The organism is Paraburkholderia ultramafica (genome assembly GCF_902859915.1).
In the GTDB taxonomy this organism is placed as follows: domain Bacteria; phylum Pseudomonadota; class Gammaproteobacteria; order Burkholderiales; family Burkholderiaceae; genus Paraburkholderia; species Paraburkholderia ultramafica.
The window spans coordinates 166,615-188,315 of the sequence record NZ_CADIKK010000016.1; the positions used below are offsets into that span (position 1 = coordinate 166,615).

The window sequence follows — 21,701 nt, forward strand, 5'->3', positions numbered from 1 at the left end:
TGTTCTCCTTGCTCAGCTTCTGAACCGGTCGATGATGACACTCAGCTCCGCGCCCACCTTGACGCCGAGCAATGCCGAAATCAGCGGAATGGCGCCGGCGCTGAAAAACGCGCCGAACTCGCCTCGCGGCAGAAAGCGCGCATCGAGAAAGCCGCCCGCCAGCACCAGACCCAGAATACCGATGAACACATAGATCACGCCGGCGAAGGATTCGACCACGCTCAGCAGCGCGACATTCAGCGTGGCGCCCCGCCGCGCGAGCAGCATCAGCATGACGCCGGACGCGACGATCGCGCCGCCCTGAAAGCCGCCGCCGGCGGAGAGGTGGCCGTTGACGATCACATAGGCGCCGAAGGTCAGGATCATCGGCAGCAGGATCTGCATGCCGGTCCGGACGATCTCGCCGGCTGGCCGGCGCGGGCCGCTGTCGTCGTTGGCTTCGGCCCCGGTTTCGGCTTCAGCTTCAGCGGCGGCGCTTTCCCCCTTCAGCAGTACGCCGACGCTCGCCGCGACCATGAACAGCACGGCGACCTCGCCGAGCGTATCGAAGCCGCGGTAAGTGATCAGAATGCCGGTGACGATGTTCGGCGCACCGAGCTCGATCGGCCCCTGCACGACATAGTGTTCGGCAAGCGGCCGAAGCGCCTGCAACTCGCTATAGCCGCCGACCAGACGCCAGAAGATCAGCGCAAACAGCGCGACCGTCAGCAGGACAAACACGCGGCGCATCATGCCTCCTTCTCTCCGGCGCCGCGCTCATCCTCTTCGGCGAGCGCGTCCGTCACGGTGGACGATGTCATCGGCGTACGGATCAGCCACGCCGCACGCGATAACGCATGCGAGGACACCGGGTTGGTCACCAGCACGAAATAGGCGACGAGGATCAGCCTGAAGGTCCAGTTCGGGTGATAAAAGGCGAGCCCGATCAGCACCAGCATGTTGCCGAGCGTCGAGGCCTTGGTGCCGGCCTGGATACGGGTATAGGCATCCGGCATGCGCAGCAGGCCGAGACCGGCGGAGAACAGGAAGACGGCGCCCACCAGGATGAACGCGCTGCCGATCAGTTCGATCATGCGCTAGCCCTTCTCATAGCCGGTCTTACGAATCGCGTAGAGGAAGATGAAGGTCGCGAGCCCCGAGCCGATCGACGCCTCCGCCATTGCCACGTCGGGCGCGGCGAGCAGCAGGAAGGCAACCGCGGCGAACAGGCTCGCCAGTCCCGAACTCACCATTGCCGCCATCAGATTCTTCAGGCAGACGGCCAGGATGCCGCTGACGAGAATACTGGCGCACACCAGCAGGAGGAGCAGTTCGAGCACGGTTCACAGCCCCCTTTCCAGAAAGCGAGCAATCGCGAGAACGGCCAGAAAGCTCAGCAGCCCATAGACGAGCGCCACGTCAATATAGACGAAACGGCCCGACAGCTGGGCATAAAGCGCAATCAGCGAGAGCGAGATGACCGTGAGCATGTCGATGGCGACGATCCTGTCGATCAGCGTCTTGCCGAGCACCAGGCGGATCACGCCGAACAGGATCGCGAAAAAGATCAGTACCGTGGCGATCCGCAGCATGATCTCAGCCAAAGACTTTCTCCAGATGCTTTTCAAACGGAACGACCAACGCCTGAGTGGCTTCGTCGATGTCGGTGGTCTTGACGTCGAGCCAGTGGACGAATAGTGTGTCGTCCCGAATATCGATGACCAGCGAGCCCGGCGTGAGCGCGATCGAATTGGCCAGCGCGAGGCGGCCGATCGGCGATTCAAGGCGAGTGCGAACCTTGACGATGCCTGGCTTGATGTCGATACGCGGCGCGTAGACATACGCCATCATGTTGAGGTTGGCGCGCACCAGTTCGACGACGAAGGTTCCGCTATAGGCGACAAAGTGATAGAGCGCGCGAGGCGTCAGGCGCAGCCGTCTCCACGCTTCGCTGGAGGACGCGAAGGCACGGGCCAGTACGAATGTGATCGCAGCGCCGACGAGTGCCGGCTCGACTGCTAGCGACGCGTTGGCGATCATCCAGATCACGAACAGTTCGACCCAGAGGCCAGGCATGCCCTGAGGAACAAACGACGACACCGGTTTTCCGCTGTTCGAAGCCACGTCTTCAGGTTCCCAAAGAGGGCGCTAGCAAAAATTCTAGGTGACAACCTGGGGCAAATCAACTGGGGTGCGGTACACGGGTGGATTTCGTTTCGCTCATGCTCTGCTTTCGGATGCGAAAGTCTGGCGCTCCAAAAAAGGCGTTTTGACGCATCTTGTCCCACAAGCGTCGCGCTCATCGCGAGCGCGCAGATTCGCCCAATGACATCGTGACGCGCCATGACAGCGCGTCACGTTTCACGATAGTTCATGACGCGCCACACTTCACTCAATGCGGCTTGATAGCCACCTTAAGCACCCCATCCCTCTGATTGGCAAACAGATCATATGCAGCGACGATATCGTCCAGCTTGTAGTGATGTGTGACCAGCACGCCAAGGTCAACGCGCCCGGACTCCACTACATTCAGAAGACGCCTCATGCGTTCCTTGCCACCCGGACACAGCGCGGTGACGATTCTATGATCGCCAAGACCCGCAGCGAAGGCTCCAAGCGGAATCGTCAAATCCGACGAGTACACACCAAGACTCGAAAGCGTGCCGCCTGGTTTGAGGATGCGCAGCGCCGACTCGAACGTACCCTGCGTGCCGAGCGCTTCAATCGACGAATCCGCACCGCGCCCGCCGGTGAGCTTCATGATCTCGTCCACCACATCGCAATTCTTGAAGTTGAGGGCAATGTCGGCCCCCATCTTCCGGGCTATTTCGAGGCGGTGATCGTTGCCATCCACCGCGATGATGGTGGTGGCGCCGAGCAGGCGTGCGCCCGCCGTCGCACACAGACCAATGGGCCCTTGCGCAAATACGGCCACCGTGTCGCCGATGCGGATGTTGGCGTTCTCCGCGCCCTTGAAGCCCGTGGACATGATGTCGGGACACATCAACACCTGCTCGTCGGTCAGGCCGTCGGGGATGGGCGCGAGGTTCGCCTGCGCGTCCGGCACCAGCACATATTCGGCCTGCGTGCCGTCGATCATGTTGCCGAAACGCCAGCCCGCCGTAGCCTTATAGCCGTGACAACCGCACAGGCCTTTGGCAATCAGATAGCTGCCGTCTTGCGACGCGACACCGTCTTGCGCGGCATATGAGTTGAAGTTAGGACAGATGGCGCCGGCGATCACTCGCTGGCCTTCCTGGTAGCCGACCACCGCACTGCCGAGCTTTTCGATAACGCCCACGGGCTCGTGGCCGATAGTCAAGCCCTTGGCAACCGGGTATTCGCCTTTCAGGATGTGCACATCAGTGCCGCAGATCGTGGTGGTGGTGATACGCACGAGCGCGTCGTTGGCTCCCACGTCGGGCATGGGCTTGTCGGCGAGTTCGATACGGCCCGGTTCGATGAATACGGCGGCTTTCATCATGGCGGTCATGAATGTCTCCTTCCGGTTTGGGTCAACAGCAGGGCAGGGGTGCTCGCACTTCGTTCAACAGACCGTTCAGCAGACTCGTGCTGACAGCGAACACGGCGCAGCTATTTCGCAACTTTCCACCGACCTAGCCGCGCGTCCATCTTACTCCGTTAAGAATAGCGTCTGCTGCACGGTGACGGGCTCTCGCGAATGACAGTTCTCTTGCACCAGATCAACGCTCGCGCGAGGACTTTGTCCAGCGTTGTCATGAAAAACAAACATGCACGTTCCCGTCTTTCGCGAGATCACAGCATTCGCGGCATCAAACAACTTGTTCCCTTCTCAGAGTCGCAATTTCCGCCGCGCTCATGCCGCCCAGAGTTGAGAGCACGTCGTCGGTATGCTGTCCGAGTGTCGGCGGTGCGTGTCGATAGTGGATCGGCGAACCGGACATCCGGATCGGATTCGCCACGGTCGGCACGCTGCCCGACAGCGGGTGGGGCAGGTCGACGCGCATCGCGCGATGCCTGACCCGCGGATGCTCGAACGTCTGTGCAATGTCGTTGATCGGCCCGCACGGCACGCCTGCCCTTTCGAGCGGCCCGATCCATTGCGCGATGGTGCGTGTGCGCAGCACCTCCTGGATCATCGGCACCAGCGTTTCGCGGTTCGTCGCCCTTGTACGTGTTCTCGGTGCGATGCGCAATAAGCCTGGTAGTCACCTTATAGCATCCAGCCTCGATATTTCAAGCTGACGTCTGCTCGCACTTTCTGGCGGTGACGACGTCGCCGCCAGAAAGTGGCGCAGGGAGCCACGCGCGATTGCCAGCTATTGCCCGTCGTCAGCCGACGCATGTCCCTTGGAGGCGCGCTTCGGAGTTATGGTACCGAACAGTCCATTGACCTCCTTGTTTGGACCAGCCGAGAAGTACAACGTGTCCGGGCTCGAGTTGCGACCGCCACCGAGCGTCAGAGTCCACAAGCCGTCGATAGCCAGTGGATTGCCGTTCGCATCCTCCAGCTGATCGACGAACGTGCCATCATCGTTGAAGACATTGATTCGCCCATCGCCAAAGTTGCCAATAAGGATTTTGCCGCTGAAGCGGCCGAATGCAAACGATGCGCGCATGATTCCCCAGGGTGAGTTGAGCGGCCCCCGGCGGGCGAAGCGGTGCAGCAGGTGACCGTCTGTATCGAATACATCGACGAATCCATGACCGTTGCCTGCAACATCGTCATGCTTCTCCTTGTTCTGCTTCGCATAGGTGACAAAAAGATCGCCGTCGATGTTCGCGATGCCAAACGGCGCGTATCCGGCCGGGATGCGTGGGTCGATAAAGCCGCCGTCCGTCGTCGCGGGCGTGAACAGGCCGTTCGTACCGCCGCTCGCCCCGAACACATCGATCCGCCCCGAGCGGAAGTTCGTCGCAAACAGGAATCCACCTTTCGCATTGACACCGAAGACGAGACCTTTGTACACGGCCCCATTGGCGGCGGAGGGAGAGGCCGAGTTATCGGCCGCGATCACGGCGTGGTCAGGCGGATTCAACCCACCGGCCCAGGCGGAGATCGTGCCGTCCTCCGTCGCGAAAATGAATACGGCGGGGATCGTGGTACCAGGCACGAGAAACGCTGCTGAGGGATTCCAGACTATTCCGGTCGGTGCCGCAGGCGCGGGATTCGGTGGGTTGGTGGGAGAGACGGGTTGACAGGCGCTGTGCGGTACGACATTGCCTGGCAGCGGGATGGAGACCTGCAGCGCCACCTTTGCCCCCTCGCCGTCATACAGCGTGGAACAGCCTGTGGCATTGTCGTTGACCCAGAATGGACTTGCTGCCGGACTAAAGGCAATACCCCATGCGTTCTGTAGTACCGTGTCGGGCATCGGTGCAGCGCCCGCCACGTTGGACACGAGTGGTGTGACCACGTAAGCATTATCGTCAGCGGCATGCCCGATTGTGAAACCGGCGGCGAGGACAACCACGGCCGCAGCTTTGAGACCCCAAGAGACCTGAGACATGACTACCCTCCTTAGCTACCGGTGAAAAGAAGCTTGAGCTGGTGCCAGAGGAGACTAAACGACCGCTGTACATCAAATATTCCCGCTGTAGTTCAAAAATTCCACCTGCCACCCGACCCTCCAGCAATTCACAACCAATCCCCCGCAGCACGCGCAATCGCCCCAAGCCTCCCGCGACAAAAGCCACTACCGGCGTTTCGCGGCCCGCCGTCCTCCGCCGCCCACCCATCTTCACCAACAAGCGGCACAAACCGCACTTCGCCGAGCCAGCTCCTGTCATAGTCCTGTTCAGTGCGGCGGACCAGCTTGATGAGCCGCTGATAATGCAAATGGCGCCCCACCGGCATGATGATCCGGCCGCCGATAGCAAGTTGCTTACGCCACGCATCCGGCACATGGGGGCCACCGGCGGCCGCAATGATCGCGTTGTACGGTGCATGTTCCGCGAGCCCGATGGTGCCGTCGCCGAGATGAACTGTCACATTACCGATCTCCAGTCGCCGCAGGATTTCACGAGCGGTATCGACAAGCCCGGCGTGGCGTTCAATCGAGTACACGTGCTCCGCAATCGCGGCGGCGACAGCGGCGGCATAGCCCGAACCGGTGCCGACGTCGAGAACCCGGTCGCCCGGGCTCAGTTCCGCCGCTTCGATCATCGCCGCGACGATGGCCGGTTGCGAGATGGTCTGCTCGTTGCCGATGGGCAGCGGCGTGTCCTCATACGCGAATTCCCGCAGATCGGCGGACACGAATTCCTCGCGAGGCACACGACGCATCGCCGCCAGTACATGGGGATCGCAAATGCCGCGGCGAACGATCTGCCATTCGACCATCCGCTCCCGGGCCTCCTTGAAGTCGGTCATAGCCACCTCCGTATTGCAGACGGCGCCCGCCGGCTCGCGCGCCGCGTTCCAGCACATCATCGGATTCAGACAAATAGCACGTTGTGAATGAACGTATTGCCTAGAATCAGTTTACGCGCGGAACGGCTCTGGAAATAAGAACGTAGCGTTTGCGGCGCCGCTCGCGCGTCCGAGTTCCAACGCGTTTCAATCGTAAGGGGAATCGTCATGATGACTTATGTGGTTCTGGCGCAATTTACCGATCAGGGCATCCGCACGGTAAAAAACAGCCCTCAGCGAGCCACGCAAGTGGCGGAGATGGCAAAAGGCTTTGGCTGTGAAATGAAGCAGATCTACTGGACATTAGGCGAATATGACATTGTCACAGTCATCGAGGCGGCCGACGAGGAAGGTTTCACCGCCTTCGGTTTAGCACTGGGTTCCGCGGGTAATGTCCGCACGCAGACGTTGCGCGCTTTCTCAAAGGACCAGATCAGCTCGATTATTGGTCGGCTCCCTTAATCCGCACATCCGGCACGCTAGCTGTTCTATTCGCGCAATCTGTTCTCGCGCGACTTTCCTCAGGAGATCACGATGAATGCGGACAACAAGAGCGATGTGCAGGCTTTCGTACAAACGGCCGAGCAGACTGGATCCTATGTCTGGGTTATCACGCTGGTCGACTTCAAGAACCGCGACGTGAAACGCTCGCTCGTCTCGGACGGGACATACGAAACACGCGCCGCCGCGAAGGACGCCGGCGAAGCCCATCTGAAAGCGCTGGCTGCAGACCATTAGACGGCCTGCGGTCCGACGCGCAGTGCGGTATGCGTTCACATAACTATTCCAGCAGTATCGGTAGGGGGCTAACGGCGTTGTGCCCGCTTCGGATCCATCACCAGGACCGGGCTCCACTTCATTTGCCTGTTGGACGAAACCATGCTGACGATCGACGACATCCGCGCAGTGCCACTGTTCGCAACTCTCGCCGACGACGAACTGGAGCATCTCGCGCACACGTCCGCAGACCTGCATCTGTGCGCCGGTGAATTCGCGGTTCATGAGGGTGGCGAGCGCGCGCTGTATGCCGTCCTCGCCGGCAAGATGGAAGTCATCAAGACTTTCGACGGCGTCGAGCGCACGCTCGGCTGGCGCCTGCCCGGAACCATCTTTGGCGAAGTGCCGCTCGCGCTGAGTTCGCCGTTTCCGGGCGCCTATCGGGCTGCGCAGCCGTCGCGAGTCATGCGGGTGGACGCGCGGCGTTACTACGCGCTGGCCGCCGCGTCGCCCGACGTTGCGGTCAAGATGGGCGCGCTCGCGCGCGAGCGCATCGGCGGCTTGCAGGGTCTTTCCGCCGAGCCGCCCAAGATCCGCGTCACGATGGTGGGCAGCCGCTGGGACAACGCCTGTACAGCGCTGCGTCAGTTCCTCGCCCGCAACCAGATCAGCTACGACTGGATCGCGCCGGATGCACCCGAACTGCCGGCGCGCTGGCCGGGAACCTGTCCGGCAGAGGACGACTGTCCCGCGCTGCGGCTGGTCGATGGCACCGTGCTGAACCGTCCCGCGACACGCGAGCTGGCGCAGTTACTGGGCCTGCAGACGCAACCCCGGCTCGCCGAATACGACACGATGATCATCGGCGGCGGTCCGGCCGGTCTCGCCGCGGCGGTGTACGGCGCGTCGGAGGGTTTGCGCACCATCGTGCTGGAGCGCGAAGCGCCGGGCGGGCAGGCGGGCACCTCTTCGCGTATCGAGAATTACCTGGGCTTCCCCAACGGCGTATCGGGCGACGAACTCGCGAGCCGTGCGCTGCAGCAGGCGAGGCGGCTCGGCGCCGAGATTCTGGTCACACGGTCTGTCGCCCGCATCGATGTCGAGGATCGTCAGGTTCACCTCGACGGAGGCGACGTGATACGCGCGAAAACGATCATCCTCGCAACGGGGGTGACGTGGCGGCGTCTGCTGATCGATGGCTTCGACCGGTTTATCGGTAAAGGCATTTACTACGGCGCGTCACGCAGCGAAGCGAGCGCCACGCATGGACTCGACGTCTATCTGATCGGCGGTGGGAACTCGGCCGGCCAGGCCGCTTTGTACTTTGCCAATCACGCGCGCATGGTGACGCTTCTGCTGCGAGGCGATTCGCTCGAGAAGAGCATGTCGCGTTACCTTGTCGAGCAGCTTCACGGCAAGTCGAATGTCGCGGTGCAATTGCGGTCGGAAGTCGTCGGCGCATATGGCGATACGCATCTTTCGGCGATCGATGTGCGCGACGCGTTGAGCGCGCAAGTGCGGCGGCGCGACTGTGGCGGATTGTTCGTGTTCATTGGTGCCGACGCGCAGACCGATTGGCTGCCGGCGGAAATTGCACGCGATGCGCGCGGATATGTTCTCACCGGTGACGACGTCGTGAAGGCGGGCCGCTGGTCGCATAGCCGGGATCCCTACCTTCTCGAATCGAGCGTGCCGGGCGTGTTTGCCTGTGGCGATGTGCGCTTGAGCCCGGTTAAACGCGTCGCGTCCGCGGTCGGCGAGGGCAGCATGGCGATCGCGTTCGCCCACAAGTATCTACAGCAGGATGGCAGATAGGGCTGAGTGCGATGGTTATGCAGACAAGGCGGGCATTGTGCAATACGCGGCACGCGTCCATCACGTGCGCGAACTGGCGTGATCTTGCGCGATGCGAATGCCCTTGCGGGGCAAGTCCGATTTAACGTTTTGCGCTCAAGAGCGGCTCGCACAAGCGAGGCGAGATTAAGTACTCAGGCCTTAAAAAAACTCGCGTCATCATGCCGATATAAGCTATAAAGTTTAAACGGGTAGGCATCGAACAGCGAAAACAGGAGGAGGAAGATGGCACGCGAGTATCGCCACGTCCCGTCGAACCGGTGCGCTGCAACGCTTCCAGGCAGCCCGCACCGGATCTCCATTGAACACTTGCTGAACGACCGGCAAGTAGTTTCACACCAATCGTCCCGCATCATTCGCGCTGTTCATGGTATTCGTCTCGAACGGCGCGAGCAATTGAAGTACTCTCATGGTAAATTGCCTGCGCTACTATGCTGACGGCGCAAGCCTTCCATAGCGAGTGACCGTACGTGGACATCTGTTACGCCTTTCAATCGCAATCCGAATGACTGGAGAACAAAAATGTTTTTTGACGGTGGATTCACATTCCCGAATTTTCTGGCCGACGTCTTTTCCGTTTTCATGTTCATCCTGTGGTTCTGGTTGCTCATAACGGTTTCGAGCGACCTGTTTCGCCGCCATGATGTATCTGGCTTTCGCAAAGTGATATGGGTCATCGTGCTGATCGTCCTGCCCTATATCGGCATATTCGCCTATCTGCTGACACAAGGGCGCGGCATGGCCGAGCGCGATCAGGCGCGTGCCAAACAGGTCCGCGACGATCTGCGCCAGGTCGTTGGTTTCAGTGCTGCCGACGAAATAGAAAAGCTCGACCGGCTGAAGGCGGCGGGAACGATTTCGGCAGAGGAACACGCGCGCCTGAGAGCGCGGGTAGTGCAGTAAGCAGGGGGCGCCCCAGCACCGCGACTGGCGACCAGGCTTCGAGCCTGGCCAATGGCGTCACCTCGGAACACGAGTACAGCGTGAGAGTGACTTGCGAACGGTATCGGCGATGCTGAGACTTCGGGTACGGCCATGCCGTGCTCATCGCACTACTCGACGTAACTGGAGGAATCCATGCTGACTCGCTTCGCTCGTGTTGCCGACTCTGCCGCGCCGACGGTACGGCCATTCATGCCGTTGCGCCGCGCAGCGGTGCTCTGCGTTGCGGCGCTGACACTGACAGCGTGCGTACAGCCGTGGCAGCAGTTCCAGGCCGGGCAGGACCAGTCGGCGATCATTGCCCGCATGGGACCGCCGCGCGAAGTTTATGAACTGCCGGACGGCGGCCGGCGGCTCATGTGGCCAACCCAGCCGATGGGCACGACGACAGTCGCCGCCGACATCGATTCAGCCGGCAAGATTGTGAAGGTCCGTCAGGTGTTGCAGATCAGCGAATTCAATCGCGCGGAGATCGGCAAATGGACGCGTAACGACGTACTGGTCAATTTCGGCCGGCCCGTGCAGACCGCCTTTTTCCGTCGCACGCAACGGGAAGTCTGGTCGTATCGCTACGTGGAAAACAACATCACGCATATGCTTTTCAACTTCTCGTTCGACACCAACGGTGTGTTGCGCGAAACGCAGAGAACCCCAGATCCTTTGCGCGACCGGGATTTCCGGCGGTTCTGATTGCTGCGGAAACTCAGCCGCACAACCGGCATGCCCACGCGAAGATGGCGATAGAGTGAAGCGGATCGAAAATCGCGTCGCCGCTCAATTCCACTTCGCGCGGGGTCTGCAATTGCGCCGAGGAACGCCAAGGAGTGCAGCGCAATCGGCGAGCCCTCACGTGTTGAGTACGTTCTTATGGATTTTCCCGTCTTTCATGATGACGAGCAGGTTCTTCGCCGGATCGGCGACGAGCGCAAGGTTCTCGACGGGATTGCCATCGACAAGCAGCAGATCGGCAAACGCCCCTTCTTCGACGACCCCCAGCTTGCCCGGATACGGATTGCGCGGTCCGGACAGCGCGAGCAACTGGCCATTGGCTCCCGTGGCCATCTTCAACGCTTCGGCGGCCGTGTACCAGCGGAGCAGGTGGGTCAACATCGTGCCCTGGCGCGCGGTGAGCGCGGGCGAGAAAAGAAGATCCGAGCCGAACGCTGTTTTGATTCCGTGTTTCTTTGCCAGCGTATAGGCGTTGTTGGTGCCCGCGAAGACGGTGAGCATCTTGTCCCGGCTGGGACCGCTCAGCGGTACGGAGTCCTCTTCGCTGAGGAAGGGTTGAATGCTCAGCCATGTGCCGTTCTTCGCCATCAGACTGGCCGTTGCATCGTCCATCAAATGAGCATGTTCGATGCAGCTGACGCCTGCCGCGATCGATCGCTGGATGGCTTGCGGCGGATACGCGTGCACCATCACGTAGGTGCCCCAGTCCGCGGCGGTCTCGACGGCCGCGCGCAGTTGAGGCTCGGTGAAGGTGAGCATGTCCAGCGGGCTGCGGGGCGTGGAGACACCGCCGCTGCCCACGAGTTTGATCTGCGACGCACCTTGCAAGAACTGTTCACGCACGCGCAGGCGGACTTCATCCGCGTTGTCGGCAATGATGCTGCCGCCCGTTTGCTCAGAACTGCTGATCTTGCCGCCGGCCCTTGGCAGATCCGACAGCGAGCGGAAGTCACCGTGGCCGCCCGTGGTGGTAATCATCGCGCCGCACGGATAGATGCGCGGACCCGAGATGATCCCGTCGTCGATGGCCTGTTTCAACGCGAACGATGGGCCGCCCGCATCGCGCACCGTGGTGAAGCCGCGCATCAACGTGCGCTCGGCCTCGGCACTGGCGGCCAGATGCACGTAGCCGATGTCGGCGGTCATCAAGATCTGGACCGGCAGCGCGGCGATCAGCGCATGCCAGTGCATGTCGATGAGGCCCGGCATCAGCACCCGGCCGCCACAGTCGATCACCTGCGTGCCGTCGGGTACGGCGGGTTTGCTCTGTGCCAGTGTGCGAATGCGATTGCCGTCCACAAGCAGAAAGAGCCCGTCGCGCAATGCGTTGGATTTGCCGTCGAATAGCCGGAAGTTCGTGAAGAGAATAGGACGCGTGGGGCTGGCAGGTGGGGGCGCCGTCTGCGCACTGGCGAGCTTCGGCAGAATCAGCGTCAGCATGGAGGCGGCCATGCCGGCGACAAAGCCACGTCGCGAAAGACCCGCGCTGATCCGGTTATTCAGAAACTCGATCTCGGACTTTTGACAGAAGCAGGCAAACGGATGGTCCGCGCCTTCCTGATCGCCCGGTTTGCGAGAGAACATCGATCCCCTCCAGACAGTTTGACTTTCTGTGCGTCGGCAAGTGGACAGTATAGTCAGATGGGATCAAAAGTGAAGCGCAAGCTCTGTCTGATCAGGCGAGCACCAGATTCCAGGCAATGGTTGCTGAAGTCGCAGACTTACTGCACGACAACAGCCACACTCACTTTACGACGCTTCAAACGCACACGAGCAATAAGCCCCCGCGTGACGCTTACAAAAGCGATTCGATTGGAAGAACCGACAGCACCCAGACACCCAGTCGCCCGTACCAGGTCGTATTGGGTTCCGTGTCGTGCCGGATTTCCTTGTCGCCATTCTTCTCGATCCAATAGATCTTGCCATTCTGATCGAGCCGCACCGAATAGGCGAGTTGCGGAACGACCGCGAGGAAGGTCGCCTCGATCTGGCTCGCGAGTTCAGGGCTTTCGATCACGAGACCCAGTTCCGTATTCAGATACGCTGAACGGGGATCGAAATTGTACGACCCTACGAAAACCCGGCGGGCGTCCACTACGAAGGTCTTCGCATGCAGGCTGGACCCCGAACTGCCGAACGGGCCCGGCGACTGTTCTTTCTTGTGATGCGTGCCCGGCAAGCGCCGCAACTCGTACAGGTGGACACCGCCGGTCAGCAGTTCGACACGCCGCTTCGCATAGCCGGAGTGAACCGCGGCGACGTCCGTCGCTTCAAGCGCATTGGTCAGCACGCGGACGGTGATGCCGCTCGCGGCAAGCCCGGTCAAGTACTGCGTGCCCGTAGTGGCCGGTACGAAATACGGCGAAACCACGTCGATTTCCCGCGTCGGCTCGCCCAGCACTTCCCTCAACTGATGCGCAATCAGCGCTTCCGGCGGCGCGTTGCTCAAGCCTTTCGCCGGGTCGTCGCTGATCATCTGCGTCTTTGCCCATTCGAACGGCAACGTGTGGTCGAACATTTTTTGCACGACATGCGGACCGCGCAACGCTTCCATATAGGCTTCGGCCGCCGGGTCTCGCTCGATGGTCCGTGCCTGGCGCACGAGCACGTCGAGCTGGTCGACGCCCACGTGCGGCAGAATCCGCTCGGCGGGGTAGGACGAGGCACTTGTCCAATAGCGGTCGAAGTCTCCGGCGACGTCGGCCGCGGCAGGGCCCACCGCCAATACGTCGAGGTCTGAGAAGACGACCCCGTCGGTGGCGTCGAAGTACTCGTCGCCGATGTTGCGGCCGCCCAGAATCGTCGCGGTGCTGTCCGCGGTCAACGACTTGTTGTGCATGCGTCGATTGGCGCGCGGGAAGTCCGTCAGAAAGCCAATGAATTTGGGCTTGCGGACCACGAACGGATTGAACAGGCGGACTTCGATGTTCGGGTGCGCTTCGAGCGCCGCCAGTGTCGGGTCGAGAGAGGAGGGGGTGCCAAGATCGTCCAGCAGCAGCCGCACTCGCACGCCACGGTCGGCGGCCTCATGGATTTCCTCGAGGAGAAGCGTGCCGGTCAGATCGTTGCGCCAGATGTAGTATTGGATGTCCAGCGTGCGCTGCGCCGAACGGATCAGATCCATCCGGGCCGCAAACGCCATGTGCGCATCCGGGAGCGGATAGATGCCCGTGAGGCCGGCGTGCGTTGCAAGCGCGGGGGCGACGGCAACGCCGAGCTTGGTGGAGGCAGCCTGCGAAGGCGTCAACGCGCTCGACTCCGTGCGATTTTCGAGCGATGGCAGCGCACAGCCAGTCAGTATGATTGCGCAAAGCAGCAACGCTGAAATCCCGCCGATCGATCGACGAATCGCGTAGAGCGCGTTGTGTTTCAGCGATCGCATACGGTCCATAGTTTTCTTCAGGTCATTATCATCCGTCTGGTTTTACAATGAAGACGCTCACGCGAACTGGCGAACATGGCAGTATCGGAACGACGATTGTCCGCTGGTCACCCGCGGGCGCGCGGACGATCATCGAGGTTGCGGCCGAACCCGGCGCCTTGCATTGTGTGATCAGAATACTATGACTGGGGGATTGGCTGCATTCGCAGATCAAGCGTTTCGCACTATCCGGAGTCGAGCAACGTGAAGATATCCCGCTTGCTGCCTGGCAGTGTTCTGCTCTTCGCGATTGGCGCGGCGCTGCAATTCGTTTGGCCGCTGTCGCAACCGGCGTCTTATCATCACTTCGCGGACGGGCGCTCGTTAGCCATGCTTCCCAACGCCTCGGACGTGCTTTCGAACCTCGTCATCCTGATCGCCGGTCTTCTCAATCTCAGATGGGTAATCCGACTCGCGTCACGCCAACCTTCCCAGTTTCCCGGGATGCTGTTTGCGGCCCCCGGGCTCATCCTGACGTCATTCGGCTCGGCCTACTATCACGTGGCGCCTTCAGACGCGACCCTGGTGTGGGATCGCCTTCCGATGACGATCGTATTCGCCGGCATTCTTGCGATGCTCTGGACATCGGTTACCAGACAGCGCGTGGGCTGGGTGCAGATGCTGGTACTCGTCGCGGCATCGGTCGGCACCATTGGATACTGGCTCGCATTCAACAGCCTGTGGCCCTATGCGATTTTGCAGTTCGGCGGACTCGCCGCTGTCGTCGTCATGACCGTCACTCGGAAGGTCGATGCACTGTTCGGATGGTCGATGGTCATCTTCTTCTACGCAATCGCGAAGGTCTTTGAAACGTTCGACTGGCAGATATGGGCGCTAACGGGTCACCTGTTCGCGGGTCATGCGCTGAAACATATCGCGAGCGGGTTCGCCGGCGCCGCGCTGCTGCTGATCGCCAACGCGTCACAGCTCCGATTCGATCGGCAACAGCCCGAGGAACCAGATTCCAATGCGCTTGAGACCTGACACTCCCGGCTCGTCGATCTCCGTTGCCGTTCCGTCCGCATGGGTGTCGATCCAGACAATCCGCACTGTGCCGTTTGCGTTAGGGCGTTCTTCAAGACGCCACGCAATCTGGTCGAGCTTCGGTTCGAGTCCGTTCACCACCTGCGAGGCGAGCGCGCTGCTCTCGCAATAGACGCCGATTTCCGTATTCAAGGTGATCGATCGCGGGTCGAGATTCATCGAGCCGATGAAGATGCTGGACTTGTCGAACACATAGGTCTTTGCATGCAGCGAGGCTTTCGACGAACCCAGCATCGACGTCTTTTTTTGCTGCGGGTCTTCGGACGCAGCGGGTTTCAACTCGTACAGATGCACGCCCGCATCGAGCAGATCCTTGCGATAGCGCTGGTATCCGGCATGGACAGCCGCAACGTCTGTCGCCGCCAGCGAATTGGTGAGGACGGTGACGCGGACGCCGCGTCCGGTCTCCTTGCGCAGCCACGCCACGCCTTGTTTCCCCGGCACGATGGCCACCCAGTTTTCTATCGGCACCGGTTTCCTGGTGGTCGGCGGGGTTTTCTTTTTAAGCGGCGTCACCGCGCTGTTCGTTCCCGATCGGTTGTATGACACGCAGCGTTAGACGGTTCTGGTTGGGACACTGGGCGCAAATTCCGGGCACCGCGCGGCAGCCCGCCGCGGCCGGTCACGTGTAGCCCGAATCCATCGCACCCGCGCCACCGCCGCCCGCTGCATACATGCCTTCGTATTGCAGCAGGATCAGCAGCAGCGCCACGATCCGATATACGTGGCGCTCGCCCTTCAGATTGCTTTTTCAGACTTCGTGGCTCATGCCATCTCGGCCTCCATAGGCTGCGAAATATCGCTCGCTCTGGACAGCATCACGTCAGTGACGAATCTGACCAGATCGGCGTTCGTCTCGATGTGAAGCTTGCGCATCGCGGCACGCTTTTGTGTCGCCACAGTCGTCACCGAACGGTTCAGCCGCTGGGCGATCTCCGTCACCGAGATCCCGAGACCGTACAGGCGCGCCACTTCGAACTCATGAGGCGATAGCGGTTGCCTGCTGTGGAAGGCATCGGCGGTGATGTTTGCGCGCGTGAGCCGCTTCGTGACCTCGAGCGACAGCACCGTTCGCTTTCCGGTCAGCGCGTCCGCACAGATATTCACCAGCGTAGTCACGCTGTCTTGCTTGCTGGCGATGCCGGCTACGCCCATCTGCGTGATCCGGTGCAGGATGCTGCCGTTGGTCAGCATCGTGAATACGACGACGGGCAGGTCGGGATGCAGATGCCGCAGGCGCTGGATGAGCGGCAGGCCGTCGTCGTCGGCTTGCGTCGGCTGCATCGAGAAGTCAGTGACGACGAGTTCGCAAGGCTGCGTTTCGAGCGTCGCGAGCAGTTCCTTGCCGGAGCGGACAGCCGCCACGACCTTGAGCGGTGGCGCGATTTTAAGCGCCTCAGTGACGGCGAACAGAATTAGCGGATGATCGTCCGCCACGACGATCCTCACGTCCAGTGTTGAATCTGTCGTTTGATCGACCGTCGCATGATGTTGATGAGTGCACCGTCTTGAGCAGGCACGAATACTGGGCCGCGCGTTGTTTGCGATTTTCAGAAACATGGGGATTGTCTCCCTGCGGTTGCGTCACGTTAAAGGAACCCTCTGCCCGGGCCGCGTGATGAAGAGAAGCCGCACCGCTTTGGCAAATTGACAGTGCGGTTCAGCGGGTATTCCGGTGTCGACATAGTCAGAAATCTGGACGGCGTCTATGTAAGACTTTTTCGATATAACCAGATGCTGTACGCTGGCAGCGGCTTTTCCCGATCCGTTATCTGTTCGATCGAAGCTGTCTCGTGCAACGCCTGCCATCAAGATTCCTCCGTTAAAAGCCGACAGTAAATTGGACAGAAGACTTAGGACGTCGTGTGATCCACAGAAACGCAGCAGGAAAATGGGACGTTTCCTGTCCTTGCAATGCGCGTCGTCATTGTCGTTTCGATAGTTTGAATCGGGAGCGGGCGGCCTCGCCGTTGCTGTCACAATCGCTTACCCGCCATGGTCACCGCTATGAAAATACTGATCGTCGATGATCATCCCGTTTTCAGAGACGGGATTTCCGCGTTGCTCACGCAAGACTCGCTGGATGCGGTTGTGCTGCAGGCCGGCAGCGGTGCCGAAGCGTTGATGCTGGTCAATGAACATGCGGATCTTGACGTCGTTCTGCTCGATCTGATGTTGCCCGGCGCGGGCGGTCTGCAGGTGATCACGGAGGTCGCGGAACTTCGCCCGGAACTGCCCGTCATCATGCTTTCGTCATCGGAGGATCCACACGACGCGCGTGACGCCTTTGCTCATGGAGCGCTCGGCTACGTGCCCAAATCATCGAGCCGGTACGCGTTGCTTTCTGCTATCAAGCTCGTGCTCAACGGCGAGCTGTATGTGCCGACGCTCGTTCTTGATGCAGGCATCGATGCGCCGGCAACGGTGCTTGCGCCTGCGTCGGCGGCACAGGAGGAGGGCATCGCGGTGTTGACTCAACGCCAGATAGAGGTATTGCGGTTGATCGGCGATGGCTGCCCGAACAAGAAAATCGCTACCGGCCTGGGGTTGTCGGAGAAGACGGTGAAAGCTCACATCACGGCGATCTTCAAGGCGCTGAAGGTTGCCAACCGGACTCAGGCGGCAGCCGCAGGCCGCAAGGCGGGCCTGATCTGATCCCCGTCAGGGGATCTCCGCGCCGGTGGCAATGAGATGGGTGATCGCGGCTCTCAATTTGCCGTTGGGCACCGGCTTGTGCAGCAGCGCGAGTCCGCTGGCTTTTGCCTCGAGCAGACGGTTGGCTGCCAGATCGCCGGTGATCAGCATTGCAGGCACGTCTGCGTTGTACTCGGCGCGTAACTGTTCGATCGCCTCGATGCCGTTTTCGCCGTCACGCAGACGAAAGTCGCAGATCAGCAGATCAGGCTGTACGGTATGCGCGCAGAGAAGCTGAATGGCCTCGTTAGCGGAACCCGCCGCGACTACCTCGTAGCCCCACCCGGTTAGCAGGCTCGACATGCCCGCGCGAATCGCCTGTTCGTCGTCGATCACCACGACCAGCCCCGTTGCAGGCGTGCTACGGAGCACACCGGGCGAGACTTCGGACGGTGTCGCGGCGCTGTTTGCCTGTGCTATCGACAACTCGAAGCAGGATCCCTGGCCGGGTTCCGAACGCAGGGCTAGCGTGCATCCAAGGAGGTCCGCCAGGCGGCGCACAATCGCGAGGCCGAGCCCAAGGCCCTTTTCCCTGTCACGCTCGAGATTGCCGAATTGGTAGTACTCCAGAAATATGCGTTCATGCTTGTCGTGTGGGATCCCGCGACCGGTATCCCAGATTTGCATCACGACGCGGCCCTGCCTGCGCCGGCACCCAACGATGATTCGTCCGGAGTCCGTATAGCGAACCGCATTCGCCAGCAGATTGCGGGCGATGCGTTCGATGAGTGTCGGATCGGAATCGACGATGGCGCTGCAGCGCACGCAGGTGAGCGTGATGCCCTTGGCCGCTGCTTCGCCGACATAGTCGAGACAGACGCGCTCGAGAATCGAGCCGATCGCGAACGGACGGCGATGGACCGCCATCACGCCCGCATTGAGCCGGGAGATATCCAGCATCGCGGCAAAGAGACTGTCCATTGCCGTGGTGGAGGCGTCGATCTGCTCGACGAGGCGCTCGGCATTGGGCGGCAGTGGAATCTGCCGAAGCGCGCCGACAAACAGGCTCAACGCGTGGACCGGTTGTCTCAGGTCATGGCTGGCCGCCGCCAGAAAACTGGATTTGGCACGGTTGGCTTCTTCTGCGATTTCCTTCTGACGGCTCAGGTCTACGGCGAGCTCCTCGGTTCTGATCTTCAGGCCGATGCGCTGTCGAAGAGCCCGGTTCGACAACAACCCGAGCCCCCCGACCACGCAGGTGAAGAGCAGCGCCATCGGCGCGGAGAGCCGCTGTATCTCGCTGTTCGATACGAAGCTGACGAGCGCGTAAGGAACCGTTGCTGGCAGGAACAGTGCGAGAAATGCCGGCAAATAGGGGCTGTAGGCCGGAATGGAACCAGCGGCAAGACCGAGCGTTGGAATGACCGTCAGACACGCCGCTTCAAAGCCGCCGTCCGTGGCCAGTCCGACGGCGGCCCATCCCCAGCCGACGCCTTCGGCGAGACTGATGGCGGTGAACCATATCGCCCAGTATCGCCATCTGCTAAGGGACGAATCCGAGCGTTTATAGAACCAGCGAAGCGCGATATGGCTGCTTGCGCAGACAGCGATGTAGGCAATCCAGCCGAGACCCCTGGAGAGATTCAGAAAGCCCAGGCGATAATTCGCGGAAACCAGCATGACCGAGAGAAGCGCGCCGGCGAGGACGCTCGGCGTCACCGAGCCAAACAGGACCTCTACCTGCTCGGCAGCGGTTTTGTTCGGCAGGGTTCGACCTTCCATGCTACGGGAGAAGCTATACATTTTTTGGAGGAAATGGGTGAGGCGAAAGAGATCCACACGGTAGGGGTGGCTTCCTCCATCGTGTCTACTCTCGATAACTTTAAATAAGGTAGGCATGGGGAGTCGGGTGTGAATATCAGAGTGATCTGAAAAGAGCTTTTCTCTCTACTTTCTTTTCACGATCGTGTGCAGCACCGCGGGCGTGAATGGATTCATCTGCATGCCGAATATGGCCAGCATCGAAGTGATGGATATGATCGTAAAACTTAGATGACGTTCAATCGCGGCGGTCGCTCGTCCGCCTAGAAACCGCCAGTTCTATTGGTTGTAAATATGAGGATAACTGACTGTACAAATTCTGTTCAATTCAGGTCTTTTATTGAGACAGAGCGCCTGTGTTCATTCAGATGCATGAAAATTCAATGAACAATCAGCAATCCGCGCGCTCCGTGATGTTTGCAAGTCGTTAGAAGCACGGTCTGTCCGGGTTCATATCTCATTAAAAAATGCTCCTTGATTAGGACTGGGCCCATATTCAGCATTTCGCTTGACTGAGATACTAGCCCTAGTTGGCCGGGGATATTTGATCTGTCTTTGGCTTACTCCTTGGTCTGGCCTGCGTCGTCTCCGGGAGTATTCCGTCAGGATGCCTACCTTCGTCGCTGCATTGCAGGGGCCGCGTGATTTTTGAGGCTAGTGGTTCCGGCAGAAGGTATCTGGAAACTCTGCTTATTTATTTCCTTTTCTAACACATTCAAAACGAGTCACAGGATTAATGATGAAAATCAATCGTTTCGGAGCGTTCGCTGCAACGCTTGCGATGGTTGCGGCTTTGCCGATGACTGCTCATGCCTCCGACGGCACGATTACCTTTAACGGCTCCATCACCGCCCAGACCTGCACGATCAATGGTGGCAGCGGTGCAGGTGACTTTACCGTGACGCTGCCGACGGTGTCGGCGTCGGCGCTGTCCTCCGCAGGGCAGACTGCCGGCCGTACTCCTTTCAATATTGTGCTGACGGGTTGCACACCGGGGACAGGCAACGTCCACGCATTCTTTGAATCGGGCTCTACGACTGATGCCACCACAGGCAACCTGATTCTGAATCCGGGCGGCGCGACCAACGTTCAGATCGGCTTGCTGAACCACTCGGATGGTTCGTCGATCAAGGCCGGTTTTGCCGATGCGTCGCAAAACTCCAAGGCGGTTGCCCTCAATAGTGGCGCGGCCACGCTGTCTTACGACGCGCAATACGTGGCGACAGGTGTCGCAACGGCCGGTGCGGCCAATTCGAGCGTTTTGTACGACATCGTTTACCAGTAATCGGTTTGCTGTAGGTGCAGTCTCGCGGAGCGGGTCCAGGCTCTCTCCGCGCTTCTTCCTGCTTTTCCCTTTTTATCTGACCCGTCATTGCCATGAATCAAGCGATCAAGACCTTTCTGACTGCCGGTGTACTCGCGCTGGGGCTTGCTGCCGCGCCGCAGACACAGGCTTCCGTTGTCGTCGCCGGTACGCGGGTCATCTATCACGCCGAGGACGCCGAACAGACCATCAAGCTGACCAACGAGGGCAAGTCCCCGGCGTTGACGCAGATCTGGCTGGACAAAGGCGATCCGAAAGCCTCGCCCTCATCCATCCAGGTGCCCTTCACGGTCACCCCGCCGGTTGCGCGCATCGATCCCGGCAAGGGACAGACCTTGCGCATCCTGTACACCGGCGAGGCGTTGCCGAAGGACCGGGAATCGGTGTTCTGGCTCAACGTGCTCGAGGTGCCGCCCAAGCCGGCTGCCAGCGACGCCGGCGCCAACCGGCTGCAAATGGCGTTTCGCTCGCGTATCAAGCTGTTTTTCCGTCCGACAGGCCTGAAAGGCAGTGCCGACGATGCACCGGCACAGGTTACCTGGAGCTTGGTCCAGACCGGTAATCACGCGGCGCTCGAAGCCCGCAATCCGACGCCTTATCACGTGTCGTTCAGCTCGCTGGAACTGATGGGCGGCGGCAAGACCGCCACGTTCGAAGACGGCGGCATGGTCAACCCGGGCGAAACTCAAACCTTCCCGCTTTCCGGTGATGTGTACCAGGGCGCTGGCGCGAAGGCAGAGGATTTTTAGCGAAGCGGAAGCGGCGCACCGGGGTGATCGCAGGCACGGCACGAAATCCGCGCCCGCTTCGCTAAAAATTCTTTGAGCGAAACCGCTCCGCTA

The 21,701-nt window shown here is 60.4% G+C and carries 22 protein-coding genes and 1 pseudogene; 9 read left to right on the top strand and 14 right to left on the bottom strand.

Annotated features, from left to right (window positions below; translation table 11 throughout):
- Nucleotides 1–12: 12 nt before the first annotated feature.
- The 9 genes from mbhE to HV744_RS18620 all read right to left on the bottom strand — a co-directional run bounded on the left by mbhE (nucleotide 13) and on the right by HV744_RS18620 (nucleotide 6,334).
- Nucleotides 13–732: a hydrogen gas-evolving membrane-bound hydrogenase subunit E gene (gene mbhE / locus HV744_RS18580; protein WP_175150907.1), complete on the bottom strand. Its 720-nt coding sequence runs from the start codon at nucleotides 730–732 to the stop codon at nucleotides 13–15.
- Nucleotides 729–1,073 (bottom strand): monovalent cation/H(+) antiporter subunit G, encoded by a 345-nt coding sequence (mnhG, locus tag HV744_RS18585; RefSeq protein WP_175150908.1) that lies wholly within the window; start codon nucleotides 1,071–1,073, stop codon nucleotides 729–731. Before mnhG ends, mbhE begins: the two co-directional genes overlap by 4 nt.
- A 3-nt stretch (nucleotides 1,074–1,076) precedes the next feature.
- Nucleotides 1,077–1,319, bottom strand: coding sequence for a hydrogenase subunit MbhD domain-containing protein (locus HV744_RS18590; protein ID WP_175150909.1), 243 nt, complete (start codon nucleotides 1,317–1,319; stop codon nucleotides 1,077–1,079).
- A gap of 3 nt (nucleotides 1,320–1,322) precedes the next feature.
- Nucleotides 1,323–1,583, bottom strand: coding sequence for an MrpF/PhaF family protein (locus HV744_RS18595; RefSeq protein ID WP_175150910.1), 261 nt, complete (start codon nucleotides 1,581–1,583; stop codon nucleotides 1,323–1,325).
- Complete coding sequence (locus tag HV744_RS18600; RefSeq protein WP_246279106.1) at nucleotides 1,576–2,103, bottom strand: Na+/H+ antiporter subunit E; 528 nt, start codon at nucleotides 2,101–2,103, stop codon at nucleotides 1,576–1,578. The genes HV744_RS18595 and HV744_RS18600 overlap by 8 nt, the downstream gene beginning before the upstream one ends.
- Nucleotides 2,104–2,371: 268 nt before the next feature.
- Nucleotides 2,372–3,472 (bottom strand): NAD(P)-dependent alcohol dehydrogenase, encoded by a 1,101-nt coding sequence (locus HV744_RS18605; protein ID WP_175150911.1) that lies wholly within the window; start codon nucleotides 3,470–3,472, stop codon nucleotides 2,372–2,374.
- Between the two features lie 301 nt (nucleotides 3,473–3,773).
- The gene (locus HV744_RS18610) at nucleotides 3,774–4,157 is read right to left on the bottom strand and encodes a CoA transferase (RefSeq protein WP_281363656.1); all 384 of its coding nucleotides are present in this window, start codon (nucleotides 4,155–4,157) and stop codon (nucleotides 3,774–3,776) included.
- A 123-nt stretch (nucleotides 4,158–4,280) separates the two neighbouring features.
- On the bottom strand, nucleotides 4,281–5,471 hold the full coding sequence (locus HV744_RS18615) for a TIGR03118 family protein (protein ID WP_175150912.1): 1,191 nt from the start codon (nucleotides 5,469–5,471) through the stop codon (nucleotides 4,281–4,283).
- Between the two features lie 128 nt (nucleotides 5,472–5,599).
- Nucleotides 5,600–6,334 (bottom strand): protein-L-isoaspartate(D-aspartate) O-methyltransferase, encoded by a 735-nt coding sequence (locus tag HV744_RS18620; RefSeq protein ID WP_175150913.1) that lies wholly within the window; start codon nucleotides 6,332–6,334, stop codon nucleotides 5,600–5,602.
- Nucleotides 6,335–6,541: 207 nt separating this feature from the next.
- Between HV744_RS18620 and HV744_RS18625 the strand changes: the two genes are divergently transcribed.
- The 5 genes from HV744_RS18625 to HV744_RS18645 all read left to right on the top strand — a co-directional run bounded on the left by HV744_RS18625 (nucleotide 6,542) and on the right by HV744_RS18645 (nucleotide 10,576).
- Complete coding sequence (locus HV744_RS18625) at nucleotides 6,542–6,835, top strand: GYD domain-containing protein (RefSeq protein ID WP_175150914.1); 294 nt, start codon at nucleotides 6,542–6,544, stop codon at nucleotides 6,833–6,835.
- Nucleotides 6,836–6,907: 72 nt separating this feature from the next.
- Nucleotides 6,908–7,111 (top strand): hypothetical protein, encoded by a 204-nt coding sequence (locus tag HV744_RS18630; protein ID WP_175150915.1) that lies wholly within the window; start codon nucleotides 6,908–6,910, stop codon nucleotides 7,109–7,111.
- A gap of 141 nt (nucleotides 7,112–7,252) precedes the next feature.
- A complete protein-coding gene (locus HV744_RS18635) occupies nucleotides 7,253–8,905 on the top strand; it encodes an FAD-dependent oxidoreductase (RefSeq protein WP_175150916.1) in 1,653 nt (550 codons plus the stop codon).
- A gap of 561 nt (nucleotides 8,906–9,466) precedes the next feature.
- Entirely contained in the window at nucleotides 9,467–9,847 is a 381-nt protein-coding gene (locus HV744_RS18640) for an SHOCT domain-containing protein (RefSeq protein ID WP_175150917.1), read from the top strand.
- A 174-nt stretch (nucleotides 9,848–10,021) separates the two neighbouring features.
- A complete protein-coding gene (locus HV744_RS18645) occupies nucleotides 10,022–10,576 on the top strand; it encodes a hypothetical protein (RefSeq protein WP_175150918.1) in 555 nt (184 codons plus the stop codon).
- 156 nt (nucleotides 10,577–10,732) lie between these two features.
- On the opposite strand, the gene HV744_RS18650 is transcribed toward HV744_RS18645, so the two are convergent.
- Together HV744_RS18650 and HV744_RS18655 are read right to left on the bottom strand one after the other, a co-directional pair.
- Nucleotides 10,733–12,199: a metal-dependent hydrolase family protein gene (locus tag HV744_RS18650; protein ID WP_246279107.1), complete on the bottom strand. Its 1,467-nt coding sequence runs from the start codon at nucleotides 12,197–12,199 to the stop codon at nucleotides 10,733–10,735.
- A 211-nt stretch (nucleotides 12,200–12,410) separates the two neighbouring features.
- Nucleotides 12,411–13,997, bottom strand: a complete 1,587-nt coding sequence (locus tag HV744_RS18655; protein ID WP_175150946.1) for a phospholipase D family protein — start codon at nucleotides 13,995–13,997, stop codon at nucleotides 12,411–12,413.
- Nucleotides 13,998–14,240: 243 nt separating this feature from the next.
- Here HV744_RS18655 and HV744_RS18660 point away from each other — a divergent pair, with 243 nt between their 5' ends.
- A complete protein-coding gene (locus tag HV744_RS18660; protein WP_175150919.1) occupies nucleotides 14,241–15,020 on the top strand; it encodes a hypothetical protein in 780 nt (259 codons plus the stop codon).
- Here the strand turns inward: HV744_RS18660 and HV744_RS18665 are convergent.
- Both HV744_RS18665 and HV744_RS18670 read right to left on the bottom strand, forming a co-directional pair.
- Nucleotides 14,958–15,524 (bottom strand): annotated as a pseudogene (locus tag HV744_RS18665) (phospholipase D-like domain-containing protein); the annotation flags it as partial. The gene HV744_RS18660 and the pseudogene HV744_RS18665 sit on opposite strands and share 63 nt — an antisense overlap.
- 321 nt (nucleotides 15,525–15,845) lie before the next feature.
- Nucleotides 15,846–16,517: a response regulator gene (locus HV744_RS18670; RefSeq protein WP_246279108.1), complete on the bottom strand. Its 672-nt coding sequence runs from the start codon at nucleotides 16,515–16,517 to the stop codon at nucleotides 15,846–15,848.
- 570 nt (nucleotides 16,518–17,087) lie between these two features.
- On the opposite strand from HV744_RS18670, the gene HV744_RS18675 reads away from it, so the two are divergent.
- Nucleotides 17,088–17,735 carry a response regulator gene (locus HV744_RS18675; protein ID WP_175150921.1) on the top strand — a complete coding sequence of 216 codons (648 nt, stop codon included), beginning with the start codon at nucleotides 17,088–17,090 and terminating at the stop codon, nucleotides 17,733–17,735.
- A gap of 6 nt (nucleotides 17,736–17,741) precedes the next feature.
- Here HV744_RS18675 and HV744_RS18680 read toward each other — a convergent pair whose 3' ends face one another.
- A complete protein-coding gene (locus HV744_RS18680) occupies nucleotides 17,742–19,553 on the bottom strand; it encodes an ATP-binding response regulator (RefSeq protein WP_246279109.1) in 1,812 nt (603 codons plus the stop codon).
- A 763-nt stretch (nucleotides 19,554–20,316) separates the two neighbouring features.
- Between HV744_RS18680 and HV744_RS18685 the strand changes: the two genes are divergently transcribed.
- Nucleotides 20,317–20,820: a fimbrial protein gene (locus tag HV744_RS18685; protein WP_175150948.1), complete on the top strand. Its 504-nt coding sequence runs from the start codon at nucleotides 20,317–20,319 to the stop codon at nucleotides 20,818–20,820.
- A gap of 92 nt (nucleotides 20,821–20,912) precedes the next feature.
- Nucleotides 20,913–21,608 carry a fimbria/pilus periplasmic chaperone gene (locus HV744_RS18690; RefSeq protein ID WP_175150922.1) on the top strand — a complete coding sequence of 232 codons (696 nt, stop codon included), beginning with the start codon at nucleotides 20,913–20,915 and terminating at the stop codon, nucleotides 21,606–21,608.
- The last annotated feature ends 93 nt before the right edge of the window (nucleotides 21,609–21,701 follow it).